The organism is Burkholderia sp. Bp9004, from assembly GCF_003858025.1.
GTDB classification, from domain to species: domain Bacteria; phylum Pseudomonadota; class Gammaproteobacteria; order Burkholderiales; family Burkholderiaceae; genus Burkholderia; species Burkholderia diffusa.
In genome coordinates, this window is the sequence record NZ_QTQD01000042.1 from 1 (window position 1) to 23,496 (window position 23,496).

General features: G+C 69.4%; 21 protein-coding genes and 1 pseudogene. 6 read left to right on the plus strand and 16 right to left on the minus strand.

The window, feature by feature from the left end; all coding sequences use genetic code 11:
- Positions 1-132 precede the first annotated feature (132 nt).
- The 9 genes from DIE08_RS31670 to hutH form a co-directional block, all read right to left on the minus strand.
- Complete coding sequence (locus DIE08_RS31670) at positions 133-1,470, minus strand: glutamine synthetase family protein (protein WP_059599064.1); 1,338 nt, start codon at positions 1,468-1,470, stop codon at positions 133-135.
- Positions 1,471-1,482: 12 nt separating this feature from the next.
- Positions 1,483-2,289: a gamma-glutamyl-gamma-aminobutyrate hydrolase family protein gene (locus DIE08_RS31675; protein ID WP_124905590.1), complete on the minus strand. Its 807-nt coding sequence runs from the start codon at positions 2,287-2,289 to the stop codon at positions 1,483-1,485.
- 724 nt (positions 2,290-3,013) lie between these two features.
- On the minus strand, positions 3,014-3,811 hold the full coding sequence (gene hutG / locus DIE08_RS31685) for an N-formylglutamate deformylase (RefSeq protein WP_124629729.1): 798 nt from the start codon (positions 3,809-3,811) through the stop codon (positions 3,014-3,016).
- A gap of 60 nt (positions 3,812-3,871) precedes the next feature.
- Positions 3,872-5,248 (minus strand): formimidoylglutamate deiminase, encoded by a 1,377-nt coding sequence (locus DIE08_RS31690; protein WP_124905594.1) that lies wholly within the window; start codon positions 5,246-5,248, stop codon positions 3,872-3,874.
- A 23-nt stretch (positions 5,249-5,271) separates the two neighbouring features.
- Positions 5,272-6,495, minus strand: coding sequence for an imidazolonepropionase (hutI, locus tag DIE08_RS31695; protein WP_059599063.1), 1,224 nt, complete (start codon positions 6,493-6,495; stop codon positions 5,272-5,274).
- 4 nt (positions 6,496-6,499) lie between these two features.
- Positions 6,500-7,111 (minus strand): HutD family protein, encoded by a 612-nt coding sequence (locus DIE08_RS31700; RefSeq protein ID WP_124905596.1) that lies wholly within the window; start codon positions 7,109-7,111, stop codon positions 6,500-6,502.
- 2 nt (positions 7,112-7,113) lie between these two features.
- A complete protein-coding gene (gene hutU, locus DIE08_RS31705; RefSeq protein WP_059599061.1) occupies positions 7,114-8,802 on the minus strand; it encodes a urocanate hydratase in 1,689 nt (562 codons plus the stop codon).
- A 39-nt stretch (positions 8,803-8,841) separates the two neighbouring features.
- Positions 8,842-9,537 carry a histidine utilization repressor gene (hutC, locus tag DIE08_RS31710; RefSeq protein WP_059599060.1) on the minus strand — a complete coding sequence of 232 codons (696 nt, stop codon included), beginning with the start codon at positions 9,535-9,537 and terminating at the stop codon, positions 8,842-8,844.
- 4 nt (positions 9,538-9,541) lie between these two features.
- A complete protein-coding gene (gene hutH, locus DIE08_RS31715) occupies positions 9,542-11,065 on the minus strand; it encodes a histidine ammonia-lyase (protein ID WP_059599059.1) in 1,524 nt (507 codons plus the stop codon).
- A gap of 271 nt (positions 11,066-11,336) precedes the next feature.
- Here hutH and DIE08_RS31720 point away from each other — a divergent pair.
- Positions 11,337-11,566 (plus strand): annotated as a pseudogene (locus DIE08_RS31720) (hypothetical protein); the annotation flags it as partial.
- A gap of 21 nt (positions 11,567-11,587) precedes the next feature.
- On the opposite strand, the gene DIE08_RS31725 reads toward DIE08_RS31720, so the two are convergent.
- Both DIE08_RS31725 and DIE08_RS31730 read right to left on the minus strand, forming a co-directional pair.
- Complete coding sequence (locus tag DIE08_RS31725) at positions 11,588-12,286, minus strand: 4'-phosphopantetheinyl transferase superfamily protein (RefSeq protein ID WP_124629734.1); 699 nt, start codon at positions 12,284-12,286, stop codon at positions 11,588-11,590.
- A gap of 185 nt (positions 12,287-12,471) precedes the next feature.
- Complete coding sequence (locus DIE08_RS31730) at positions 12,472-13,515, minus strand: alpha/beta fold hydrolase (RefSeq protein WP_124905598.1); 1,044 nt, start codon at positions 13,513-13,515, stop codon at positions 12,472-12,474.
- A gap of 119 nt (positions 13,516-13,634) precedes the next feature.
- Here DIE08_RS31730 and DIE08_RS31735 point away from each other — a divergent pair, with 119 nt between their 5' ends.
- The 3 genes from DIE08_RS31735 to DIE08_RS36435 all read left to right on the plus strand — a co-directional run bounded on the left by DIE08_RS31735 (position 13,635) and on the right by DIE08_RS36435 (position 16,217).
- Complete coding sequence (locus DIE08_RS31735; protein ID WP_124905600.1) at positions 13,635-14,576, plus strand: LysR substrate-binding domain-containing protein; 942 nt, start codon at positions 13,635-13,637, stop codon at positions 14,574-14,576.
- Positions 14,577-14,871: 295 nt separating this feature from the next.
- Positions 14,872-16,104 (plus strand): MFS transporter, encoded by a 1,233-nt coding sequence (locus tag DIE08_RS31740; protein ID WP_260436603.1) that lies wholly within the window; start codon positions 14,872-14,874, stop codon positions 16,102-16,104.
- Positions 16,095-16,217 carry a hypothetical protein gene (locus DIE08_RS36435; RefSeq protein WP_260436606.1) on the plus strand — a complete coding sequence of 41 codons (123 nt, stop codon included), beginning with the start codon at positions 16,095-16,097 and terminating at the stop codon, positions 16,215-16,217. The genes DIE08_RS31740 and DIE08_RS36435 overlap by 10 nt, the downstream gene beginning before the upstream one ends.
- Before the next feature lie 50 nt (positions 16,218-16,267).
- Here DIE08_RS36435 and DIE08_RS31745 read toward each other — a convergent pair whose 3' ends face one another.
- Complete coding sequence (locus DIE08_RS31745; RefSeq protein WP_124905602.1) at positions 16,268-17,746, minus strand: deoxyribodipyrimidine photo-lyase; 1,479 nt, start codon at positions 17,744-17,746, stop codon at positions 16,268-16,270.
- A 370-nt stretch (positions 17,747-18,116) separates the two neighbouring features.
- Between DIE08_RS31745 and DIE08_RS31750 the strand changes: the two genes are divergently transcribed.
- Both DIE08_RS31750 and DIE08_RS31755 read left to right on the plus strand, forming a co-directional pair.
- A complete protein-coding gene (locus DIE08_RS31750; RefSeq protein WP_124905604.1) occupies positions 18,117-18,596 on the plus strand; it encodes an SRPBCC domain-containing protein in 480 nt (159 codons plus the stop codon).
- Between the two features lie 13 nt (positions 18,597-18,609).
- Positions 18,610-19,062, plus strand: a complete 453-nt coding sequence (locus tag DIE08_RS31755) for a nuclear transport factor 2 family protein (RefSeq protein WP_124905606.1) — start codon at positions 18,610-18,612, stop codon at positions 19,060-19,062.
- Between the two features lie 59 nt (positions 19,063-19,121).
- Here the strand turns inward: DIE08_RS31755 and DIE08_RS31760 are convergent, their stop codons facing one another.
- Genes DIE08_RS31760 through DIE08_RS31775 form a run of 4 tightly spaced genes read right to left on the minus strand, consistent with a single transcriptional unit; the run spans position 19,122 to position 23,257 of the window.
- On the minus strand, positions 19,122-20,111 hold the full coding sequence (locus DIE08_RS31760) for an acetyltransferase (protein ID WP_409360425.1): 990 nt from the start codon (positions 20,109-20,111) through the stop codon (positions 19,122-19,124).
- A gap of 14 nt (positions 20,112-20,125) precedes the next feature.
- Complete coding sequence (locus DIE08_RS31765) at positions 20,126-20,917, minus strand: SDR family oxidoreductase (RefSeq protein ID WP_124905608.1); 792 nt, start codon at positions 20,915-20,917, stop codon at positions 20,126-20,128.
- Between the two features lie 40 nt (positions 20,918-20,957).
- A complete protein-coding gene (locus tag DIE08_RS31770; RefSeq protein ID WP_124905610.1) occupies positions 20,958-22,151 on the minus strand; it encodes a sulfotransferase in 1,194 nt (397 codons plus the stop codon).
- The gene (locus tag DIE08_RS31775; RefSeq protein WP_124905612.1) at positions 22,148-23,257 is read right to left on the minus strand and encodes a DUF1214 domain-containing protein; all 1,110 of its coding nucleotides are present in this window, start codon (positions 23,255-23,257) and stop codon (positions 22,148-22,150) included. The genes DIE08_RS31770 and DIE08_RS31775 overlap by 4 nt, the downstream gene beginning before the upstream one ends.
- Between the last annotated feature and the right edge of the window lie 239 nt (positions 23,258-23,496).

Here is a 23,496-nt window from a genome sequence, read left to right on the forward strand (position 1 = left end):
TTGAGCGCACCCATGTCCGAGAACGGGTGGATGTGGTGCGCGGCGTCGAGCGCGCGGTATTCGGCGGTCGAGCGTGCGGCGACGGCTTCGCTTCGTTCTGTCATGTTGCCTCCGCTGGTCGATGCCGCACGCTCACACGTGCAGCAGGAGATGACGGCGTTCCCACGAACTGATCACGCGGAAGAACGCTTCGTATTCGGTTTCCTTCAGCGCCAGGTACGCCTTCACGAACTTGTTGCCGAGAATGTCGGCAAGCGGCGTGCACGCGGCCATCAGCGAGATGCCCTCCTCGAGATTGCGGGGCAGCTGGTACGGCAGGTCGTAGCCGTCGGACGCGATCGGTTCGGTCGGCGCGAGCTGCTGCGTAAGACCGAGATACCCGGCCGCGAGCGTCGCCGCGAATGCGAGGTACGGGTTGCAGTCGACGCCCGGAATCCGGTTTTCGATGCGCCGCGCGACCGGCGTCGACTGCGGGATGCGAAAGCCGACCGTGCGGTTGTCGTAGCCCCACTGCACGTTGATCGGCGCGGCCATGAAGCGCGACAGCCGGCGGTACGAGTTGATGTACGGCGCGAAGATCGGCATCAGCGCGGGCGTGTATTTCTGCAGCCCCGCGAGATAGCTGTGGAACATCGGCGATACGACGCCGCCCTCGTCGGCGAACAGGTTGTGGCCGGTGCGCGCATCGGCAAGGCTCTGGTGGATATGCATCGCGGAGCCCGGCTCGCCCTCCATCGGCTTGGCCATGAACGTCGCGTACATGTTGTGGCGCAACGCCGCCTCGCGCACCGTGCGCTTGAACAGGAACACCTGGTCGGCGAGCGACAGCGCGTCGCCATGCACGAAGTTGATCTCCATCTGCGCGGCGCCGACCTCGTGGATCAGCGTCTCGATGTCGAGGCCCTGCATCTCGCAGTATTCGTAGATGTCCTCGAACAGCGGATCGAACTCGTTGACCGCCTCGATCGAATACGACTGACGGCCCGTCTCCGCACGGCCCGTTCGCCCGACCGGCGGCCGCAACGGCAGGTCCGGGTCGGCGTTCATGTCGACCAGATAGAACTCCAGTTCGGGCGCGACGACGGGCTTCCAGCCCTTTGCCTTGTACAGGTCGAGCACGCGGCGCAGCACGTAGCGCGGCGAGATCTCGACGGGCGAGCCGTCGAAATGCACGCAGTCGTGAATCACCTGCGCAGTCGGATCGACGGCCCACGGAATCAGGCAGATGGTCGACGGATCGGGTACGCACACCATGTCGGGATCGGTCACGCCGGTCAGCGACCCGTCTTCCGGATAATCGCCCGTGACGGTCTGCACCATCACCGCCTGCGGCAGGCGCATCGATTCGCCGGACTCGAACTTGTTGCGCGGAATGATCTTGCCGCGCGCGATGCCGGCCATGTCGGGAATGATCGCCTCGACTTCGGTGATGCGGTGCTGACGCAGGAATTCGCTCAGTTCGGGTTGCATGATCGGCCTCGTTCAGTCGATGTCGGATGCGGCCGGCGACGGCATGGTCCCGCCGGCCGCATGCATGCGGTGTGTCATGCGCGCGCGGCACGCCGCGCCGAATGCCGCGAAGATGTCGCGCGACAGCGGTTGTTCCGCGAAGCGCCATTCGGGATGCCACTGCACGCCGAGCGCGAACGCGCGCGCGCCGCGCACGCTGACGGCCTCGATCAGCCCGTCGGGCGCGCTCGCTTCAACCGCGAGCCCCGCACCGAGCCGCGCGATGCCCTGGTCGTGCAGCGAATTCACCATCGCGTCGTGTGCGCCGCGCGCGACCCGTTGCAACAGGCCGCCCGGCGCGAGCTGCACGCGGTGCGCGGGGCCGTACTGCCGTTCGAGCGGATCGCCGTCGCGTTCGCGATGATCGTGGAAGCCCGCGCTCGCATGCAGCCGCTGATGCAGCGTGCCGCCGTACGCGACGTTCAGCTCCTGCATGCCGCGGCAGATCGCGAGCACGGGCACGCCCGCGTCGATCGCCGCGCGGATCAACGGCAGCGCGGTCGCATCGCGCGAGGGATCGTGCAGCGTGTCGGGCGGGCTCGCCGGGCCACCGTAGTGATGCGGCTCGACGTTCGAATAGCTGCCGGTCAGCAGCAGCCCGTCGATGGACGCGACGATCGCGTCGACCGGCTGGCGCGTGCCGAGCGCGGGCAGCACGAAGGCGAGCGCGCCGGCACCGTCAACCAGCGCGACGAGATACTTCTCGCCGGCCGTATGGTTCGGATGGGCGCCGCGCATGACGCGGTCGGCGGTGACGGCTACGAGCGGGCGCGGTCGCATGATCGCCTCCACGATGAAGGTGCGACGCGTGCATGGGCGCGAGATGACGGCAACGCGCGGTCGCGCCGCACGCGCCCAGGCGCGATCCTGCCGCGCGAACGGCGCGGCAACGGACGGTGCGACCCGATGCGAAGGCAGAAACGGACGCTAGGGCAACAATGAAGCGCTGCCGTCGCACTGCACCGCGCTGAAGACGCGCGCGGTCACGAGATTGAAGCGGCGCAGGCTGCAATGGGACACAGCGAAGAGACGAGGCTCGCGTATGAGGGCGGCGCGCGTGCCGCGATCAGCATGCCGGATCGGCCCGGCCTGAGGCGACGCGCCCGCCGACGGACTTCGGGTCCGGCATATCGAAGGGCTGGCGGCTTTCACGATCGTACTCGACTGACTGATGAAGACAGGACACGTGTCGCGATGAAGCGGAGGCGGCAATGCCGCGCGGCGACACGTCGGCAAGTGTTTCGCAGCGGATTCCGGCGCGGTGCGGCGCTGATCGACGCCGTCGCGGCCGGCGCGCGTGACGACTTCCTGACATTCAGCTTATATCACCTAAAAATTGCGTCAAATTTTCAGGTATCGATCCCGACATCGATCAGACGAAAAAAACGGCATCGACCCGGCCGGTCGATGCCGTTTTGTGCGCTGCGTCGGCGTGTGCGGGGTTCGCTGGCAGGCCGCGGCGCGAGGTGGCGCCGCGTCGCCGCACGCAACGCGGATCGGCGGCTCAGCGATGCGCGAGCGCGGTTTCGACGAGCGTCTGCAGCAGCGGCACGATCCGCGCGGCGCGCGCTTCGTCGTACGCATACGGACGCGTCTCCTCCATGTAGGTGATCTGCGACAGCTCGAGCTGCACGGCTTCGACGCCGGTGGCGGGCACGCCGTAGTGACGCGTGATGTAGCCGCCCTTGAAACGCCCGTTCGCGACGGCCGTATAGCCGCCGTGTGCGCTCACGCACGCCGCCAGCGCCTCGGCGAGGCCGGGCGCGGCGCTCGCGCCGCTCGACGTGCCGAAGTTGAAGTCCGGCAGGCGGCCTTCGAAGAAGCGCGGCACATGCGAGCGGATCGAATGCGCTTCCCACACGAGCACGCGGCCGTGCTCGCGCTTCAGGCGCGCGATCTCGCCTTGCAGTGCGTCGTGATACGGGCGCCAGTAGCGGTCGCGACGGCGCATGATCTCGTCGTTGCCGGGCAGCGCGTTCGCCGGATACAGCGGCGCCTTGTCGAACGTGTCGACCGGCACCAGCCCGGTCGTGTCCTGCCCCGGGTACAGGTTCTCGTTGTCGGGCGGACGGTTCAGGTCGACGACGTAACGCGCGTGCGACGGCACGAGGATCGACGCGCCGAGCGTCGCCGCGAACCCGTACAGCCGCTCGAGGTGCCAGTCGCAATCGTCGACGAAGCGCGCGTCGGGCGTCATCGTCGCGGCGATGTCGTCGGGAATGTGGGTGCCTGCGTGCGGAATCGAGATCAGCAGCGGCAGCGTGCCCTGCTTCAGCGTGATAACAGCCGGTTGTTCAGTCATGTCGCATCACCGTAAGAGTCTGCCGGCGCACGCTCGCGGCGCGCGCCGGGTGCCGCGCGTTCAGCGCAGCAGTTGCGCCAGCGCGGCGCGGTAGTCGGCATACGCGGCGGCTTCGTCGCGATGGCGGCGGCCACTTACGACGCGTTCACCGCCGGTGTAGACGTCGAGCACGGGCGTCTCGCCGTGCTCGGCGAACACCGCGCCCGACAGCCACGACGCGCTGCCGTGTTCGGCGATCGCCGGATGATCGGGATCGAGCACGAGCCAGTCGGCGCGGCAGCCTTCACGCAGCGCGCCGATGCGCCGCCCGCTGGCCTGCGCGCCGCCTGCGAGCGACGCGTCGAACAGCCGGTCGGCGACATGCGCCTGCGTGTCGCTCGCGAGCACGTTGCGCGCGCGATGCACGAGCCGCTGCCCGTATTCGAGCAGGCGCAGCTCCGAGCGCCAGTCGACCGACGCATGGCTGTCCGAGCCGACGCCGATCACGCCGCCCTGCGCGAGATAGTCGACGGCCGGGAACACGCCGTCGCCAAGGTTCGCCTCGGTGGTCAGGCACAGCCCGGCCACCGCGCGACGCTTCGCGAGCGCGGCCGTTTCGGCCGCATCGACGTGCGTCGCGTGCACGAGGCACCAGCGCGCATCGACATCGAAGCGATCGAGCAGCCATTGCACGGGACGCGCGCCGTAAGCGCGCACGCAATCGTCGACTTCGGCCGTCTGTTCGGCGATATGGATATGCACGGGCGCATCGTCGGGCAGGCCGTCGAGCAGCACGCGCAACCCGCTCTCGGACACCGCGCGCAGCGAGTGCGGCGCGACGCCGTAGCGCAGTCCGCCGTGCTCGGGCGCGACGCGGCGCATCGCGTCGAGCAGTTCGAGCAGCCCGTCCGGCGTGTTGATGAAGCGGCGCTGGTCGTCGCGCGCCGGCTTGTTGCCGAACCCGGCGAACTGGTACGACACGGGCAGCATCGTGATGCCGATGCCGGCCGAGCGGGCCGCGTCGATCACGCGCGTGCCGAGTTCCGCGATCTGCGGATAGCGCGAGCCGTCCTGCGCGTGATGCACGTAGTGGAATTCGCACACCGACGTATAGCCGCACTTCAGCATCTCGACGTACAGCCAGCGCGCGATCGCCGCGAGCGCGTCGGGCGTGATCTTCAGCGCGAAGCGGTACATCAGGTCGCGCCAGCTCCAGAAGCTGTCGGCGGGATTCGCGCGGTATTCGGTGAGCCCCGCCATCGCGCGCTGGAACGCGTGCGAATGCAGGTTCGGCATGCCGGGCAGCACGGGCCCTGCCGCGCGGGCGACGCCGGCCGGCGCGTCGGCATCGGGCGTCACGTCGGTCAGCGTGCCGGCCGCGTCCCAGCGCAGCAGCACGTTGCGGCGCCAGCCATCGGGCAGCCAGGCATGGTCCGCGAACAGCGTCATTTCGGTCATCGTGAGTCTCGTCTGTTGCAAGGCTAGCCGTTCATCCGGCGAAACACGGTCGTACCGCCGCGCACGACCTGCTCGCACAGCGGCCGGCCGATCCAGTAAGCGAGCTCCGACAGCGAGCCGACCGACCAGGCCGCGAAATCGGCCTGGCGACCGATCTCGAGCGCGCCGTGACGATCCGCGCGGCCGAGTGCCGCGGCCGCATGGCGCGTGACACCCTGCAGCACCTCGGGCACCGTCATGCGGAACAGCGTGCAGCCCATGTTCATCGTCAGCAGCAACGATTCGAGCGGCGACGTGCCGGGGTTGTGATCGGTCGCGAGCGCGATCGGCACGCCGTGCTTGCGCAGCAGCGCGATCGGCGGCAATTGCGTTTCGCGAATGAAGTAATACGCGCCGGGCAACAGCACGGCGACCGTGCCGGCCGCCTTCATTGCCTCGATGCCGGCTTCGTCGAGAAATTCGAGGTGATCGGCGGACAGCGCGCGATAACGCGCGGCGAGCGCGGTACCACCCGCGTTCGACAACTGCTCCGCGTGCAGCTTCACCGGCAGGCCGCGCCGCGTCGCGGCCTCGAACACGCGCTCGGTCTGCGCGAGCGAGAAGCCGATGCGCTCGCAGAACACGTCGACGGCGTCGACGAGGCCTTCGTCGGCGAGTGCCGGCAGCATCCGTCCACACACTTCGTCGATGTATTCATCCGGGCGGCCCGCATATTCCGGCGGCAGCGCGTGCGCGCCGAGGAACGTGGTGTAGACCGTGACCGGAAAGCGCTCGCCGAGCTGGCGCGCGACGCGCAGCATCTTGCGCTCGCTCGCGAGGTCGAGCCCGTAGCCCGACTTGATCTCGATCGCGGTCACGCCTTCGGCGAGCAGCGGCTGCAGGCGTGCGGCCGCCTGCACGAACAGCGTCGTCTCGTCGGCCGCGCGCGTCGCGCGCACCGTCGACACGATCCCGCCACCCTGCCGCGCGATCTCCTCGTAGCTGACGCCGGCGAGGCGCTGCGCGAACTCGTCGGCGCGCGTGCCGCCGTACACGAGGTGCGTATGGCAGTCGACGAGGCCCGGCGTCACCCACGCGCCGTGCAGGTCTTCCCGCTGCCAGTGCGCATAACCGTGCGGCAGCGCGGAAAACGCGCCGAGCCACACGATCGTGCCGGTTTCGTCGACGGCGATCGCCGCGTCGTCGATCGTTTCGTCGGGATGGCCGTGCGGACACAGCCTCAGGTGATGCCAGACAATCGGTTTCATGCGTTCAGTCTCGTTCGCCGACGGCGAGCGACACGGCGAGCAGCGCGCCGCCTCCGCTCACGACGACGTCAAACGCACGCTGCGGCCCGTCGAGCCGCAGCGTGTCCATTTCCTGCAGTGCGTAGTGCGCGCCGTCGATCTCGATGTCGACCGCGCCGGTCGCGCAGAACAGCAGCACGGTATCGGCGCGCTCGACGCGGTGCGTGCCTTCGGGCCACACGTCGACCGTCCCGCGAGCGGCCGAACGGCGCGTCATCAGGTTGAAGTCGCGCGTCGCGCCGTCGTGCAGCGTCGCATCGATCGCCGTTTCGCCGGCGAAATCCGCGCGGGCGAGCGGCGCGTCGAGCACGTGGCGTGCGCCGCCCGCTTCCGCGAGCGTCATGCCCGCACCCGACAGCAACACGAGCGTGCGGTCGATCCCGTCGAAACGCGAGAACGGCCCGGCCGCGCCGACGTCCGCGACGCTCACGCGCCAGGCGAACGCGTCGAGCGCGGCGCCCGGCGGGAACGCGCCGATTTCGCGCGTCACGCCGCCGCCGTTCTTCCACGGCGACGCAACGAGATCCGCCGCGCGGATCATCGTTGCGTGCACCGGCGCCTGGTCGAGCGCCGTCATGCTCAGCGGCCGAGCATCGGCAGCTTCAGGCCGGCTTCGCGGGCCGTCTGCTGCGCGAGTTCGTAGCCGGCATCCGCATGACGCATCACGCCCGTCGCCGGATCGTTCAGCAGCACGCGACCGAGACGCTCGTGCGCGTCAGCCGTGCCGTCGGCGACGATCACGACGCCCGAGTGCTGCGAGAAGCCCATCCCGACGCCGCCGCCGTGATGCAGCGACACCCACGATGCGCCGCCGGCGGTGTTCAGCAGTGCGTTCAGCAGCGGCCAGTCGCTCACGGCGTCCGAGCCGTCCTTCATCGATTCCGTCTCGCGGTTCGGGCTCGCGACCGAACCGGTGTCGAGGTGGTCGCGGCCGATCACGATCGGGGCCTTCAGTTCGCCGTTCTTCACCATCTCGTTGAACGCCTGGCCGAGGCGATAGCGATCCTTCACGCCGACCCAGCAGATCCGTGCGGGCAGGCCCTGGAACGCGATGCGCTCGCGTGCCATGTCGAGCCAGTTGTGCAGGTGCGGATCGTCGGGGATCAGCTCCTTCACCTTCTGGTCGGTCTTGTAGATGTCTTCCGGATCGCCCGACAGCGCGACCCAGCGGAACGGACCCTTGCCTTCGCAGAACAGCGGGCGGATATAGGCCGGCACGAAGCCCGGGAAGTCGAACGCGTTCTCGACACCCATTTCCAGCGCCATCTGGCGGATGTTGTTGCCGTAGTCGAGCGTGGCCGCACCGCGCTCCTGCAGCGTCAGCATCGCGCGCACCTGCACTGCCATCGACTGCTTCGCCGGATGCACGATGCCTTCCGGATCGACCTTCTGCGTCTCGCGCCATTGCGCGACGCTCCAGCCTTGCGGCAGGTAGCCGTTGATCGGGTCGTGCGCGCTCGTCTGGTCGGTCACGCAGTCCGGCGTGATGCCGCGCTCGACGCACTCCGTGAACACGTCGGCCGCGTTGCCGAGCAGGCCGATCGACACCGGCTTGCCGGTGCGCTTCGCTTCCTCGATCATGCCGAGCGCCTCGTCGAGCGTCGTCGCCTTCTTGTCGACGTAGCGCGTCTTCAGGCGGAAGTCGATGCGCGTCTCGTCGCACTCGACCGCGATCATCGAGAAGCCGGCCATCGTCGCCGCCAGCGGCTGCGCGCCGCCCATGCCGCCGAGACCGCCCGTCAGGATCCAGCGGCCCGACGGGTCGCCGTTGAAATGCTGGTTCGCGACCGAGAAGAACGTTTCATAGGTGCCCTGCACGATGCCCTGGCTGCCGATATAGATCCAGCTGCCGGCCGTCATCTGGCCGTACATCATCAGGCCCTTGCGGTCGAGCTCGTTGAAGTGCTCCCAGGTCGCCCAGTGCGGCACCAGGTTCGAGTTCGCGAGCAGCACGCGCGGCGCATCCTTGTGCGTGCGGAACACGCCGACCGGCTTGCCCGATTGCACGAGCAGCGTCTCGTCTTCGCCGAGATCCTTCAGCGACGCGAGGATCTGGTCGAAGCATTCCCAGTTGCGCGCCGCGCGGCCGATGCCGCCGTACACGACGAGCGCGTGCGGATGCTCGGCGACTTCCGGATCCAGGTTGTTCTGGATCATCCGGTAGGCCGCTTCGGCCAGCCAGGTCTTGCAGACCTTCTCGCTGCCGCGCGGCGCGCGGATCGTACGCGTCGGATCGAGACGGGGATCGATGTGTTTCGGATGGTTCATGACGACTGCTCCCGAGGGAAAGTGAATATCAAATAGGAATCAGAAATGCCCGGTGAAGCGATAACGGCTGCCGGGGTGCCACAGATTCGCCACCGAGGCGACGACGCCCTGCGACCAGGTGCGCCTATGTAAAACGAGACACGGCTCGACGTCGTCCATTCGCAGCTGCTCGCGCCGCTCCGGCGCCGGGGCCGCCGCTTCGATCCGGTACTCGACGCGCTGCAGCGGGGCCGCGCGCATCAGGTACAGGTTCGGCGTCGTGTTCGTGAAATCCTGCTCGGCATAATCCGGCGCGACCGCCGGATTCACCCACCGTTCTTCGAGCTGGACGGGTTCGTCATTCTCGAAGTGCAACACCTGCGAATAAAACAGCTTCGCGCGCACGGTCATCTGCATCTCGTCGGCGAGCGCCTCGTCGGCGCGGATCGTCTCGAGGCCGAGCACGCTGGCGCGGTAAGCATGCCCGCGCGCGTCGACCTCCTCCGAGATGCTGCGAATCGCGACGAGCGTCGACTCGTACTTCGGCCGCGCGACGTAGGTGCCGGCGCCCTTCATGCGCGTGAGCACCTGCTCGGCCGTCAACTCGCGCAACGCGCGGTTGACGGTCATGCGCGCGACCTTGAACTCGCGGGCCAGTTCGTTCTCGGAGGGCACCTGGTCGCCCTCCGCCCACTCGCCGGCGTGAATGCGGCCCAGGATGAAATCCTTGATCTCCTGGTAGACCGGCGCGCTCATGAGCTTACTGTTCCGATGCGAACGAGAACGGCGCGATCTTCGCGAATGCGCGCTCGTCGACGAGCTTCGCGACCGCTGCGATGTCCGGTGCGAAGTAGTGGTCGAGCTCGTAGTGCGCAACCTTGCCGCGGATCGTTTCCATCACGGGCGCGAGCTTCGGGCTCGTGTGGTACGGCGCGCGCAGGTCGACGCCTTGAGCGGCGGCCAGCAGTTCGATCGCGAGGATGTGCTTGGTGTTTTCCGCGATGTCGGCGAGCTTGCGCGCGGCGAACGTCGCCATCGACACGTGGTCTTCCTGGTTCGCCGAGGTCGGCAGCGAGTCGACCGACGCCGGGTGCGCGAGCGTCTTGTTTTCCGATGCCAGGGCGGCTGCCGTCACGTGGGCGATCATGAAGCCCGAGTTCACGCCGCCGTCCTTCACGAGGAACGGGGGCAGGCCCGACAGCGTCGCGTCGATCAGCAGTGCGATGCGGCGCTCGGCCAGCGCGCCGATTTCCGATGCGGCGAGCGCCAGGTTGTCGGCCGCGAATGCGACGGGTTCGGCGTGGAAGTTGCCGCCCGACAGCACTTCGCCGGTATCCGGGAAGATCAGCGGGTTGTCCGACACGGCGTTCGCTTCGACCAGCAGCACGTCGGCCGCGTGGCGCATCTGGTCCAGGCACGCGCCCATCACCTGCGGCTGGCAGCGCAGGCTGTACGGATCCTGCACCTTGTCGCAGTCGCGGTGCGACTGGTTGATCGGCGAACCTTCGAGCAGGTCGCGGTACGACGCGGCCGCGTCGATCTGGCCTTGATGGCCGCGCAGTTCGTGGATGCGGGCATCGAACGGCTTCACCGAGCCGGCCGCCGCGTCGACCGACAGCGCACCCGCGACGAGCGCGGTGCGGTACAGGTCTTCGATCGCGAACATGTTGTCGAGCGCCAGCGCCGTCGAGGCTTGCGTGCCGTTCAGCAGCGCGAGGCCTTCCTTCGCCTGCAGCGTGAGCGGCGCGAGGCCCGCGACGCGCAGACCGTCGAGCGCGCTGGCGCGCTCGCCGCGGATGAACACTTCACCGACGCCGAGCAGCACGGCCGACATGTGCGCGAGCGGCGCGAGGTCGCCCGATGCGCCGACCGAGCCCTTCACCGGGATCAGCGGCAGCACGTCGGCGTTGAACAGCGTGATCAGCGCGTCCATCACCTCGCGGCGGATGCCCGAGTGACCGCGGCCGAGGCTCGACAGCTTCAGCGCCATCAGCAGACGCACCGACGAGCGCGCCATCGGCTCGCCCACGCCGACCGCGTGCGACAGCACCAGGTTCTTCTGCAGCAGCTCGAGCTGGTCGTGCGGGATGTGCGTGCTGGCCAGGCGGCCGAAGCCCGTGTTGATGCCGTATGCCGGCTCACCCTTTGCCGCGATGTCGGCGACGGCCTTCGCGCCTGCGTCGATCTTCGCGAAGCTCGCCGGGTCGAGCGTGAGCTGCACGGATTCGCGAGCGATCTTGCGCAGTTGCGGGAGGGTCAGGTGGCCGGGGGTCAACGTAATCATGTGATCAATCCTGTCTAGACAAGTTCGTGATGGATTGCAGTGTAGCCATCGCAACTTGTCTAGACAACCCCGTTTTTCACGATTTCGACTCGGGAGTTTCCCTGATATCCGGGGCGGCCCGCCGGAGTGGCCCGACAGCCCCGGCAATTAACATCCGTTGCAGTTTATTTTTCGTTGGCAACGTACGAATTGGCGCTTCCTCGCGATCCGTCCACGCAGACTTGCCATGACCATCCCGCCCCGGTTGACCGCCCTCCTCGGCCGCAGCCCGCTCACACGCACGAGCCCGGGCATCGGCGACTTCCCCGATCTCGCCGGCAAGACGGTCGTGACGAACCAGGGCACGACGTCCGAACGCCTGCTGCGAAAGATGAACGAGGAGAAGACGATGACACGTGGTTCATGAAGCCGGTGCCGCCGAAAGCGCGCGCGTTCGACGGCCCGATGAGCGACGTGATCAGGGCGCGCTACGCGACGCCGAACGACGTGCCGCTCGGGTGAGCGTCGCGTGCCGAAACGGGTTCAACGCGTCCACGCGACGCACGCCGCGTAGCCGGGCGCCGCGTCGAGCCAGCCCGCATCGAACGCGGCCACGCCGGCGGCGGGCGCGGCCGGCTCGACGATCGTCGTCGCGGGCGTCGCCGCATCGCGCGGCGGCACGACCGCGAACGCGCGCAGCCCGCCGACGATGCCGGTGCCGAGCGCCTTCAGCAACGCCTCCTTCGCGGACCACACGCGCATGAACGCGTCGGCACGCGCGGCCAGCGGCAGGCCGTCGAGATACGCGGCCTCGGCGGTCGCGCACACTTCGCGCGTCAGCGCACGCCAGTCGGTCGAACGGTTGCAGCTTTCGATATCGACGCCGACACGTCCCGTCCCTGTCCATGCGATCAGCGCGTGATCACCCGCATGCGACACGTTGAAATCGAGCGAGGCGCGATGCGCGGGGTCGAGCGACGGACGTCCCGATGCGTCGACGACGATCACGATGTCCTTTGCCGCCACGTCGAGCGCCGCGCCGAGCACGTCGCGCAGCGCGGCGCGCGTCGCGGCACTGCGCACCGCATCCTCGTGCCGCAGGTAGCGCCCGGCACGCGCGCGCTCGGCGTCACTCAGTGCCGCATAGGCCGGCGACGCGAGCGGCACATGCCAGTCGAAATCGATGCGCGCGACCTGCACGCCGGCCCGCGACGCGGCCGGCGGCACGTCGAGCAGGTGCATGCGCCACGCGCGGGACGCGTCGGCGGGAATCCCGGAATCGGGTGGAATGTACGTCGGCACGGGGCAGCCAGTCGAATGAAACGTCCGATGTTAATCGATCGCGCGGCGCGGCCGCGATCGTCGGCAGTGGCGGCAGGCGCGGCCGCCGCATCGACGCGACGACCTGGCCGCCCTCGCCTGCGCGGTCACCCGTGCGCGACGGCGCCCGGCACGCCGCTTCCCGCCAGCCGCGCACGCTGCGCCGGATGGCGCGCGTGGACGCGGCCCGGTGCGTCGGCCGGCAGCACGCCGTGTTGCAGCCAGTACAGCGCCACGGGCCACAACGTGTCGGTGAAGCGGCTGTGGAAGAACGCGAAGTGGCCGATCGCGTCGACACCGATGTCGCGCGGCGCGATCCGCAGATGCGTGACGTCGCTGCCCGTGTAGTAGCCGACCAGTCGCTCGATCGCGTCGACCGTGCCGAACCCGTCGTCGTCGAGGCCGATCGCGAGCATCGGCGCCGGCAGCCGCGCGAAGCGGGCCGGCAGCGCGGCGCGGCTCGCCGCGGTTTCGGCGAGCGGGCCGTGTGTGTAGGCATCCTCGAAACGCGGCTGCGAACGCACCCACGACAGCGCGACGCCGCGCGGCGTATCCTCCATCCAGCCAAGCCGTTTCGCGGGCACGTAGCCGAACACGGCCGCGAGCGCCGGCATCGCGACGTGCCACTTCCACCACATGCGCCGCCGCTCTGCCGGCCGATAGTCACGCCAGTACGCATACTGCGCGCCGACGGTCACCGCATGACGCACGTACGCGTTCGACGCCGCGAGCCCGAGCACGCAGCCGCCGATGCTGTGCGCGACAACGTCGAGCGGCTGGCCGGGAAACGCGTCGCGCGCGTACTGCAGCGCGGCCTCGCAATCGAGCCGCCCCCAGTCGAGCCAGTTCGCGCGCAGCTTCGCGAGCCGCGCGGGGCGCGATCCGCCGATCCCGCGATAGTCGTAGACGAGTACGTCACGCCCCTGCGCGAACAGCCAGGCCGCGAAGCGGAAGTAATAGTCGCAGCGCACCGACGTCGCGCAATTGACGACCGTCACGGGCCGCGCGGCGCCGCCGCCGCGATGCCGCCACACGTAGCCGCGCAGCACGTAACCGTCGGCCGCGGTCAGCGTCACGGCCTGCGGCGGCAACGCGCCCGCCGCGCGCCCGGCCGCCTGATCCGCCCCGGCTGCTTCGTTCGAAATCGTCATCCTGTCTCCTGTGCGGCACCGCATCACGCCGCGCTCGCCCGATCGGCCAGCCTCCATTGAACTTGACGCGCCCGGCGTTCTCAACCAATCTTGCTGCTCCGTTCGCATGAGCCCTACGCATGTCAACGCCGCTCGTCCGTCTCCCGTCGCTCGACCTCGTGCGCGGCTTCGTCGCCGTCGGCCGCCGCATGAGCATCACGCTCGCCGCGCAGGACCTGTGCGTCACGCAGTCGGCGGTCAGCCGCCAGGTGCACGCGCTCGAGGCGCACCTCGGCGTCGCGCTGCTGCAGCGCGGCTATCGCAAGATCGCGTTCACGCCGGAAGGCGAGCGGCTGTTTCGCGCCGCCGACGCGGCGCTGCTCAGCCTGCAGGCCACCGTCGCGTCGCTCGCCGCCGCGCGCGAGCGCCAGCCCGTCACGATCACCGCGAGCATCGGCGTCACCGCGCTGTGGCTGCTGCCGCGGCTCGGGCGCCTGCAGGCGCGCCTGCCCGACGTCGACTTGCGCGTGGCCGCGAACGACAAGGTACTCGATTTGCGTGCGGAAGGCATCGACCTCGGCATCCGCTACTGCCCGCGCGAGCGCGCGCCGGCCGGCGCGCTGCACCTGTTCGACGAGGTCGTCGTGCCGGTCGCGCACCCGGCGCTGGCCACGCGGCCCGTCACCGACGCGGCCGCGATCGCCGACCACGTACTGCTCGAATTCGACGGGCCGCCGCAAACGCAACTGCAGTGGCGTGCGCACCTGCACGCGGCCGGGCTCGGCGACGCGCGCCCGAAGGGCGTGCTGCGCTTCAACCAGTACGACCAGGTGATCCACGCCGCGATCGCCGGCCAGGGCGTCGCGCTCGGGCGGCTCGCGCTCGTCGCGCCGATGCTCGCGGACGGCCGGCTCGCGGTGCTTGGCCCGCACTCGCAGGCGTTGTCGGATAGGTACGGCTACTGGCTGTTCCGGCACGATCCCGCACCGCGCCGCGAAGTCGCCGACGTGCGCGACTGGATTCTCGCGGAAGCGGCCGAATGCGACGCGGCGATGCGCGCGTACGACGTGGCGCAACGGTAAGCCGCGAGCCAGTTGCCTCATCGAGCCGATGCCGGCGCGGCGTTGCGCACGGAATGCGCGCAGCCGCGGGCGATGCACTGACGCCACGACTACGCTGCATCGGCCACGCATCACGCTGGCTGCATGCGTCGCAGCGGCACCACGCATCCGGCCCCCGGCATCGCGTCCGAACCCCGCATCACATTCCTCACGCGCATGCGAACGCGACCGAATGATCGCTTGAGCGCGTGGCGCCCGGATCGTCTAATCGAATCGAACGCGGCGCCGCGCCGCACGCATTCATCCGGAGACCCGCATGACCCCGATCGAACAAGACACCCGGCGCCGCTGGCTGCCGGTGCTCGCGGGCGGCCTGATCATGGGCGCCGCGCTCGGCATCCGCCACGTGCAGGGGCTGTTCCTCGCCCCCGTCACGCTCGACCACGGCTGGTCGCGCGAAGCGTTCGGCCTCGCGCTCGCGCTGCAGAACCTGATCTGGGGCATCGCGCAGCCGTTCACCGGCATGATCGCCGACCGCTTCGGGTCGGTGCGCGTGATCGTCGCCGGCATGCTGCTGTATGCGGCCGGGCTCGTCATGATGGCGTTTGCCGCGTCGGCCGGCGTGTTCACGGTCGGCACCGGGCTCGTGATCGGCATCGCGCTGTCGGGGTCGGCCTTCGCGTCGATCTACGGCGCGCTGAGCCGGCTGTTTCCGCCGGACCGGCGCGGCTGGGCGCTCGGTGTCGCCGGCGCGATCGGCGGGCTCGGCCAATTCTGCATGGTGCCGGTCGCTCAGGTGCTGATCGGCGACATCGGCTGGCAACGTGCATTCGTCGCGCTCGCACTCGTCGCCGGGCTGCTCGCACCGCTCGCCGTGCTGGTGCGCGATCGGGCCGCGCAAGCCGCGAGTCGGGCGGACGGCCCTGACCAGTCCATCGGCGCGGCGGTGCGCGAAGCGTTCGCGCATCGCGGCTTCTGGCTGCTGAACGCGGGGTTCTTCGCGTGCGGGTTCCAGCTCGCGTTCATCGCGACCCACCTGCCCGCCTACCTCCTCGATCACGGCCTGCCGGCGCGCCATGCCAGCGTCGCGCTCGCGCTGATCGCGTTGACCAACGTGGCCGGCACCTACGCATGCGGCCATCTCGGCGGCCTGCTGCGGCGCAAGTATGTGCTGTCCGTGCTGTATCTCGTCCGCGCGCTGGCGATGGCCGCGTTCGTCGCGGCGCCGTTGTCGCCCGCGAGCGTCTATGTGTTCGCGGCCGTGATGGGCTTCACGTGGCTCGGCACCGTGCCGCTGACCAACGGCGTGATCTCGCAGGTGTTCGGCGTGCGCTACATCGCGACGCTGTTCGGCTTCGTCTTCTTCGGGCACCAGCTCGGCAGCTTCTTCGGTGTATGGCTCGGCGCGCTCGTGTACGACGCGACGCATTCGTATCTGCCGCTGTGGATCGGCTCGATCGCGCTCGGCGTGCTGGCCGCGCTGCTGCACCTGCCGATCGACGACGCACTCATCGCGCGCCCGGTGCCGGGCAAGGCCGCGTGGGCATGATGCGCGCGGCGCTGGCCGTCGGCGTGGTCGCGTTCGTCGCGTGGTGCGGCGCGGCCTATTTCAATTCGGGCGTCGCGCTTGCGCTGCTCGAGCACGCGGCATTCTGCAACTGACATGGCAAGCCGCACCGCGCGCACGGAGGGTCGGCTGCGCCCCGCGACGCCTAGTGACGCTTCGGCAACGTGGCCAGCGCATCGAGCGCACGCCGCCGCGCGCCGTCGTGATCGACGATCGGCGTCGGATAGTCGTTGCCGAGCCGTACGCCGGCCGCCGCGAGTTCCACCGGCGACGCCTCCCACGGCACATGGATCGTCGCGGCGTCGAGGCCCGCGAGTTCCGGCACCCAGCGGCGCACGTATGCGCCCTGCGGATCGAACTTCCGGCCCTGCGTCACCGGATTGAAGATGCGGAAATACGGCGCGGCGTCGGCGCCGCAGCCAGCGACCCATTGCCAGTTCGCCGGATTGTTCGCGACGTCCGCGTCGACGAGCGTGTCGTAAAACCAGCGCTCGCCGGCCCGCCAGTCGATCAGCAGATGCTTGACGAGAAACGACGCGACGACCATTCGCACACGGTTGTGCATCCAGCCGGTCGCCCACAGCTCGCGCATCCCCGCATCGACGAGCGGATAGCCGGTCAGGCCGCGCTGCCAGGCGCGCAGCGCGGCGGGATCGTCGCGCCACGGCATCGCGTCGAACTGCGCGCGGAAGTTGTCGGTCGCGAGCGCCGGGAAGTGATACAGCAGCACGTGGCTGAATTCGCGCCAGCCGAGCTCGCTCAGGAATTTCTCGGCACCGGCCGCGCAGGCCGGGCCGCCCGCGTGTGCGGCACCCTGCACCGCATGCCACACCTGGCGCGGCGACACGTTGCCGAAGCGCAGGAACGGCGACAGCCGGCTCGTCGCCGACCGGTCGGGCCGGTCGCGCGTATCGGCATAGCCGGCCAGCGACTCGACTGAAAACGCGTCGAGCCGCGCATGCGCGCCGGCCTCGTCGGGTGTCGGCCACGCGTCGCGCAGGCCGCCCGCCCAATCCGGCGCACTCGGACGCAATGCGAGCGCGTCGAGCGCCAGCGCACGTTCGCGCACGCCGGCCGGCCACGGGTGAAACGCGATCCGTTCGGGTTCCGGCAGCGGCGCCGCCACCGTGCGATCTCGCCGCACCGCGCGCCAGTATGCGGTGAACACCTGGAACGGCGTGCCGGCGCCTGTCAGCACCTCCCACGGTTCGTTCAGCAGGCTGCCGTTGCTGCTCTCGACCTCGATGCCGCGCGCCTTCAGCGACGCCTTCAACGCCGCATCGGCATCGCGCTGCGGCAGCGCATAGCGGCGGTTCCAGTACACGGCCGCAGCACCCGTGTCGTGCACGACGCGTTCGATCTCGCGCGGCGCATCGCCGCGCAGCAGCAGCAGGCGGCCGCCATGACGCACGAGCGCCGCGTCGAGTCCGGCGAGCGCCCCGTGCAGCCACCAGCGCGCCGCGCCGCCGAGCGCGCGCCCTGCGCCTTCGCCCGTGTCGTCGACGTACACGCACACGAGCGGCCGGCCCGACGCGACCGCGCGCGTCAGCGCGGGCTGGTCGGTCACGCGCAGATCGTCGCGGAACCACACGACGGCAGGGGCAACGGACGACTTCGCTGGCACGGGCACCTCGATCGGGAAACGAAAAAGTGACCGGTATTGTCGCGGCGCGGACGCGCGATGTCGATGTCCGGCACACGTGCGGCGCCCGCCAACGCGTCGCGGCCCGACGACGACGCCCGGCCGGGTCGCGAGCCCGGTGAAACGCCTTAGTCCATTCCGACGATTCTTCACCGGACGCACCGGCCTACGCTCGATGTCGGGTTCAACGCGATACGCGGCACGCACCGGCCGCCGGTCGGCCACGCGCATCGCGCGACGCATCCGTCAGGTCCGCCGCCGCGCGCGCGGACCGTTCCGGCCTTCGCGGCGCGCACCCGCCCGGGCGCACCCGCGGTCTCGCCCTCATCGTCAATCTCACCCGATACCCGCCATGACCAAACCAGCCAATCTCGTCACCTCGATCACGGTCGCGATCGACGCCCCCGCTTCCGTCGTCTGGGAAGTGCTGACCGACTTCCCGCGCTACGGCGAATGGAACACGTTCTGCGTCGGCCTCGAAACGACCGGCCGGATCGGCGACTTCGTGTACATGCAGGTGCGCATTCCGGGCACGGAGACGGTCATTCCCGTCAACGAAATCCTCGTCGCGTGCGAGCCCGAGCGTCTGCTGTCGTGGGAGCAGCGCCCGATCGACGACAACAAGGACGCCGCGCGCCGCGACCAGTACATCGAAGCCGACGGCGCCGAACGATGCCGTTACTTCACGACCGACCAGTTTCTCGGCATCAACGCGGAAACGATCATGCGCGAGCACGGCGGCTGGGTGAAACAGGGATTCGACCAGTGCGCGCGCGACGTGAAGCGGCGCGCGGAAGCGCTGCACGCGTCCCGCCGGCGTGAAAGCGCGTGACGGAGAACGGCCGATGCCCGATCTGCAGACCCTCTCCGATCACCACGACATCCGCGAGCTGATCGTCGCGTACTCGAGCGCGATCGATGCGCGCGACTTCGACGCGCTCGATGCGGTGTTCACGCACGACGCGATGATCGACTATCGCGCGATGGGCGGGATCGCCGGCAGCTATCCGGACGTCAAAGCGTGGCTGCGCACCGTGCTGCCGCGGTTCCCGCAATACCAGCACATGGTCGGCAACCTGTCGATCACGCTCGACGGCGACACCGCGCGCGGCCGCACGATCTGCTTCAATCCGATGGAAGTCGCGCTGCCGGACGGCGGCACGCAGGTGATGTTCCTCGGGCTGTGGTACCTCGACCGGTTCGTGCGCACCGCGCAGGGTTGGCGCATCGCGGAGCGCGTCGAGGAGCGCTGCTACGGCCACAACGTGCCGGCCGTTCTCGCGCACGCGACCGGCTGATGCGGCACGGCGCGCGCCGTGGCATCGTTGCACGGCGCGCGCGTCGCGGGCCCCCGGTTTCAGTCGAGACGGAAGGCCGCCTCGAAACGTTCGGCGAACGCGTCGAACTCGGTTTCCGGCAGATGGTTGATGCCGCCCGCGCGCTTGCGCCCGCCGCCGGTCGGGAAACCGCGACAGAATTCGTCGGCGCCGAGCGGCCGGCCGTCGGGCACGCGCACGCTGACGACGAGCCCGCCCTGCGCACGCGGCGACAGCACCGCGAGCGCCGCATGCGGCGCATTGCGCATCCGCTCGTTCGCGAGCATCCCCGTCGCGCGCCGCGCCCACGGATGATCCGGCATCCTGATCAGCGTCGCGCCCGGCACGTCGCGCAGCGGCGCGAGCGCGCATGCCCGCGCCATGTCGTCGCGATAGCCGTCGCGCAGCGCGGCGAACACCGGCGTGTCGCGCACGAAGTCGAGCGGATCCGCGCACGGCAGCATCGCATCGGCGAGCACCGCCGGATCGAAATGCAGATCGTCGACGCAATCGCCGTAGGCGTTGTAGTTCAGGTAGAGCCCGAGTTCGGCGAGCGTGCCGCGTTCAGCCTCGTCGAGCCCGTATTCGCGCGCGAGCGCGTCGCCGAGCGCCGGCAGTTCGTCGCCGAACGCCGCGACGATTGCCCAGCGCACATGGCGGCCGCCGAGATGGCGGTTCACGAGCGCGCTCGTGCAGACGTCGGCGGCCGTGTCGATATACGCGTCGAAACGCGGATCGCCCGGCAGCTCGCCCGCGAAGTGGTGGTCGAAGTAGCGGATCGCCGCGCCTGCGCGCAACAGCCGCGCGCAGGCGTCGCGGTTCTGGTCGTGCGATACGTCGAGCACGGTCACGCGGTCGCCGGCCCGCGCGTCGATTCGCTCGAGCAGCCTGACGTCGCGCTTCACGCCGGTCACGAGCGTGCCGCGTTCGCCCTCCGCGAGCCGCAGTTGCTGCAGCGCGCACAGGCCGTCCGCGTCGCCGTTGAACGCGAAGAAATGTCGTCCCCGGTGGGGTTGCCGTTCCTGCATCATCCGTCGCTCCGTCCTCATGGCATGAAGTCGCCGCCGTTCGCGTCCAGCGTCGCGCCGGTCACCGCGTTCGCATAATCCGACGCGAGGAACAGCGCCGCGCGCGCGCAGTCGTCGTCGGTCGGCAGCTTCGCGAGCGCGATGTTCGACGCGATCGGCGCGATGATCTCCTCCTCCGTCATTCCGTACTCGGCTGCCGCCTGCCGGAAATACGTCTGCGTCGGCACGCCCCACATCCAGCCCATGTGGATGCTGTTCGCGCGGATCCCGTGCACGCCGAGCTCGCGTGCGAGGTATTTTGCCGCGACCGCGAGCGCGCCCTTCGATACAGCGTAGCCCGATTCCCCTGCAAACGGCTTGCGGGTGGCCTGCGTGTTGATCATCACGATCGCGCCGCGCTTCTGCCGCTTCATGTGCGGGACGATTTCCTGCGTGAGCGTCATCGTGCCGAACACGTTGGTGTCGAACACCGCGCGCCAGCCGTCGAGATCGGCTTCCTCGACCGCCTCCGGAAACGTGCCGTGCACGAACGCGCTGTTCACGAGCGCGTCGATCCGGCCGAAGCGCTCGACCGCCTGAATCGCGAGCTGCCGGCACTGCGCGCGTTCGGCGATGTCGGTTTGCACCTTCAGCACGTCGCACGCGACGCCGAGTGCGCTGATCCGCGCCTGCGCGTCGTCGAGTTTTTCCATCGTGCGTGCCGCGACGACCACGCCGCGCGCGCCCTCGCGTGCCGCCTCGACGGCGAGCTTCACACCGAGCCCCGGCCCGATTCCGGAAATCACGACGATCTTGTCCTTCAGCAACATGGGTTGTCTCCTGGTTTTCGTTGGTTTCGCGGGCGCGCCGTCAGCCGGCCGGCCGCAGGTGCCGCGCGCGATACGCGGCGAAGTCGTGCGCCAGTTGCGCATCGGTGAAGCCGAAGCGCGCGATCGAGTAATCGTGCGCGGCGCGCTTGTCGCGGCCGTTGCGCGTCATCCAGTCCGTCATCGCCGCGCGCTGCCGTGCATCGAGCGGCATGCCGGCGAAGCGGTACACGGCTTCTGCAACGCCGAGCGGATTCGACACGGTGTCCTCGAAACGCACGTCGAGAAACCGCTCGGCCTGCAACGCGTCGCGCGCCGTCATCGCCGCGCGGATCGCGCGGGCCATTCCCGCGTGCCACTGCGCGCCGACCGTGCGCGGATCCGGGTCGTCCGCGTACATCTGCCACAGCGTGTGCGCCATGCTCGCCATCGACGGAATCGTCTGCGCCGGATCGCGGTGCGTGAGCACCACCTGCGCGTGCGGAAACACGCGGCACAGCACGTCGAGCGCATGCAGGTGCTGCGGCGTCTTCAGCAGCCAGCGTTCGGCCGGCGCGACGCCGCGCTGCATCTTCTGCCACTGCAGGAACTGCAGCATGCGCTTCAGGTACGTATAGACGGGCGTCAGGTCCTGCTGCTCGAGCCACGCCGTATAGCCCGGCACGTTCGCGTACGAATCCATCGCGCACACGAACGAGTGCTCCATCAGCATGAACTCCTCGTCGACGAGCATCGCGTCGAGCGGATGGATCGCCAGGATCTGCGGAATGCAGTCGATCATGGCCGCGACCTCGGCCTGCGCGCGCGCGATGCGCACGGTCGGCGCGTCGAGCGTCTCGCCGGAAAGCGGCGCCGGATAGCGCGTTTCCCACCATGCGGCCGAATGAAAGCGCGGGTCGACCGCGAGCAGCCGCTGCAGCAGCGTCGTGCCGGTGCGCGGCAGCCCGACGATCACGAGCGGATCGTCGATCTCGATATCGACGATCTCCGGATAACGCCGGCAGTAATCCTCCACGACGAGCCGATTCACGAGCTGGCCGACGAGCTTCTCGCGCATCATCTCCGCGCCGCGCGCGGACAGCTTCGCTTCATCGATCAGCGATGCGCACATCACGTCGAGCGCCTCGCGATACGGGCCGTCGCCGAACGCAGCAAGGCCGCCCGTGCGCGACACGGCTTCGGCGATCAGCCCGTCGGCATCGAGCAGCGTGCGGATCCGATCGAGTGGTGCGTTCATGCGGCCTCCTTCAGCGCGGCGAGCTTGACGACGCGCGTGCGCGGATGCACCGGCCGCGCGGCGCCGACCCAGCGCCAGCAGATCGTGCCGCTGCGATGCCCGGCCGTATCGAGCCAGTTCGCGTCGCCCGGCCGCGACGCGGCGACCACCACCGTCACGCCGGCGTCGGCATTCAGGCGCGCGCTGTGCTTGTTCACGCAGATGTCGAAGTGCCGGTAGTCGAGCGACTCCATCCAGTGGTTGTTGAGCTGCACGTTCCAGAAGTCGCAGTCGGGCACCGTGTCGACGTCGATCACGAGCGCCTCGTCATCGGTCAGCGACCAGCACGAGTGGTAGTAGTAGATGTTCGGATCGCCGCCGACCGACTGGCACAGCGCCTGGTCCGCAGGCGGCAGCGCGTTGACGTGCGACCCGTAGCTCGCGGCCCAGTCGGCGAACAGCGTCGACGTCCGCTCGACGAACTGCGCGGCGCGCATGAGGCCGCCCTGCAGCACGAGCGGATCGAGCGGCGCCGGGCGGTCGTGCGCGCCGATGCGCTCGATCTTCAGTTGCGCGGGCGTCTCCGCGCGCCGGTCGAGGAAGGTCTGGCGCACCAGCAGCGCGTTCGTGCCCGGCTCCATGCGTACCCAGTTGCCCGCGCGCGGCGTCGCGCTCAGCACGATCTCGAAGCTGCCGTCCGGCGCGATCTCGAGTTGCTTCGCATCGAGAAACCCCGTCTGCAGCATCTTGCCGTCCGTTTCGTAGCCGCCCTTCTGCGTGCCGAAGCTCAGGTACGCGACCGTGCCGCGCCGCCCCGTCACGCGATATTCGCAGCGGCCGTCGAGGCGCGCGTACTGGTACAGGTTGTCGGGATTGTCGGCGCCGATCTTCGCGGTCTCGTGCGACGGCGAGAAGAAGCCGGGCCACGCGCCGTCCGCGAACTCGACGTGCATTTCGAGCGCGATGCGCATCAGCCGGCTCAGGTAGCGGAACCCTTCCGCGCGCGTGAGCGGATCGCCGGGCGCGTCGGCGCGCAGGATCTGCTGTCCGCTGCGCTTCAGGGTGTCGCAGAAATCGGCCCAGGTCTGGCCCGAAAGCAATTGCGTGGCACGTGTGTCGTCCGTCATGTGTCATCTCCGCCGGTGGTCGAGCGCTCACCTTAAGCGAGCGCTCCACGCGCCACTTCGTCCGGGTGGACTAAGGAAAGATCCGCTGCGCCGCCGTGCCGGGGCTGGCCTGTTCCGGCCGATCACGCACGCTCCCCCGAACAAGAAAATTCGTGGGGGCTGGCGCAAGCTCGTCGTTGGCCGGAACAGGCCCTAGTCCACCCGGACGAAGAACGGCACTGCCCTCGCTCGATACCGTT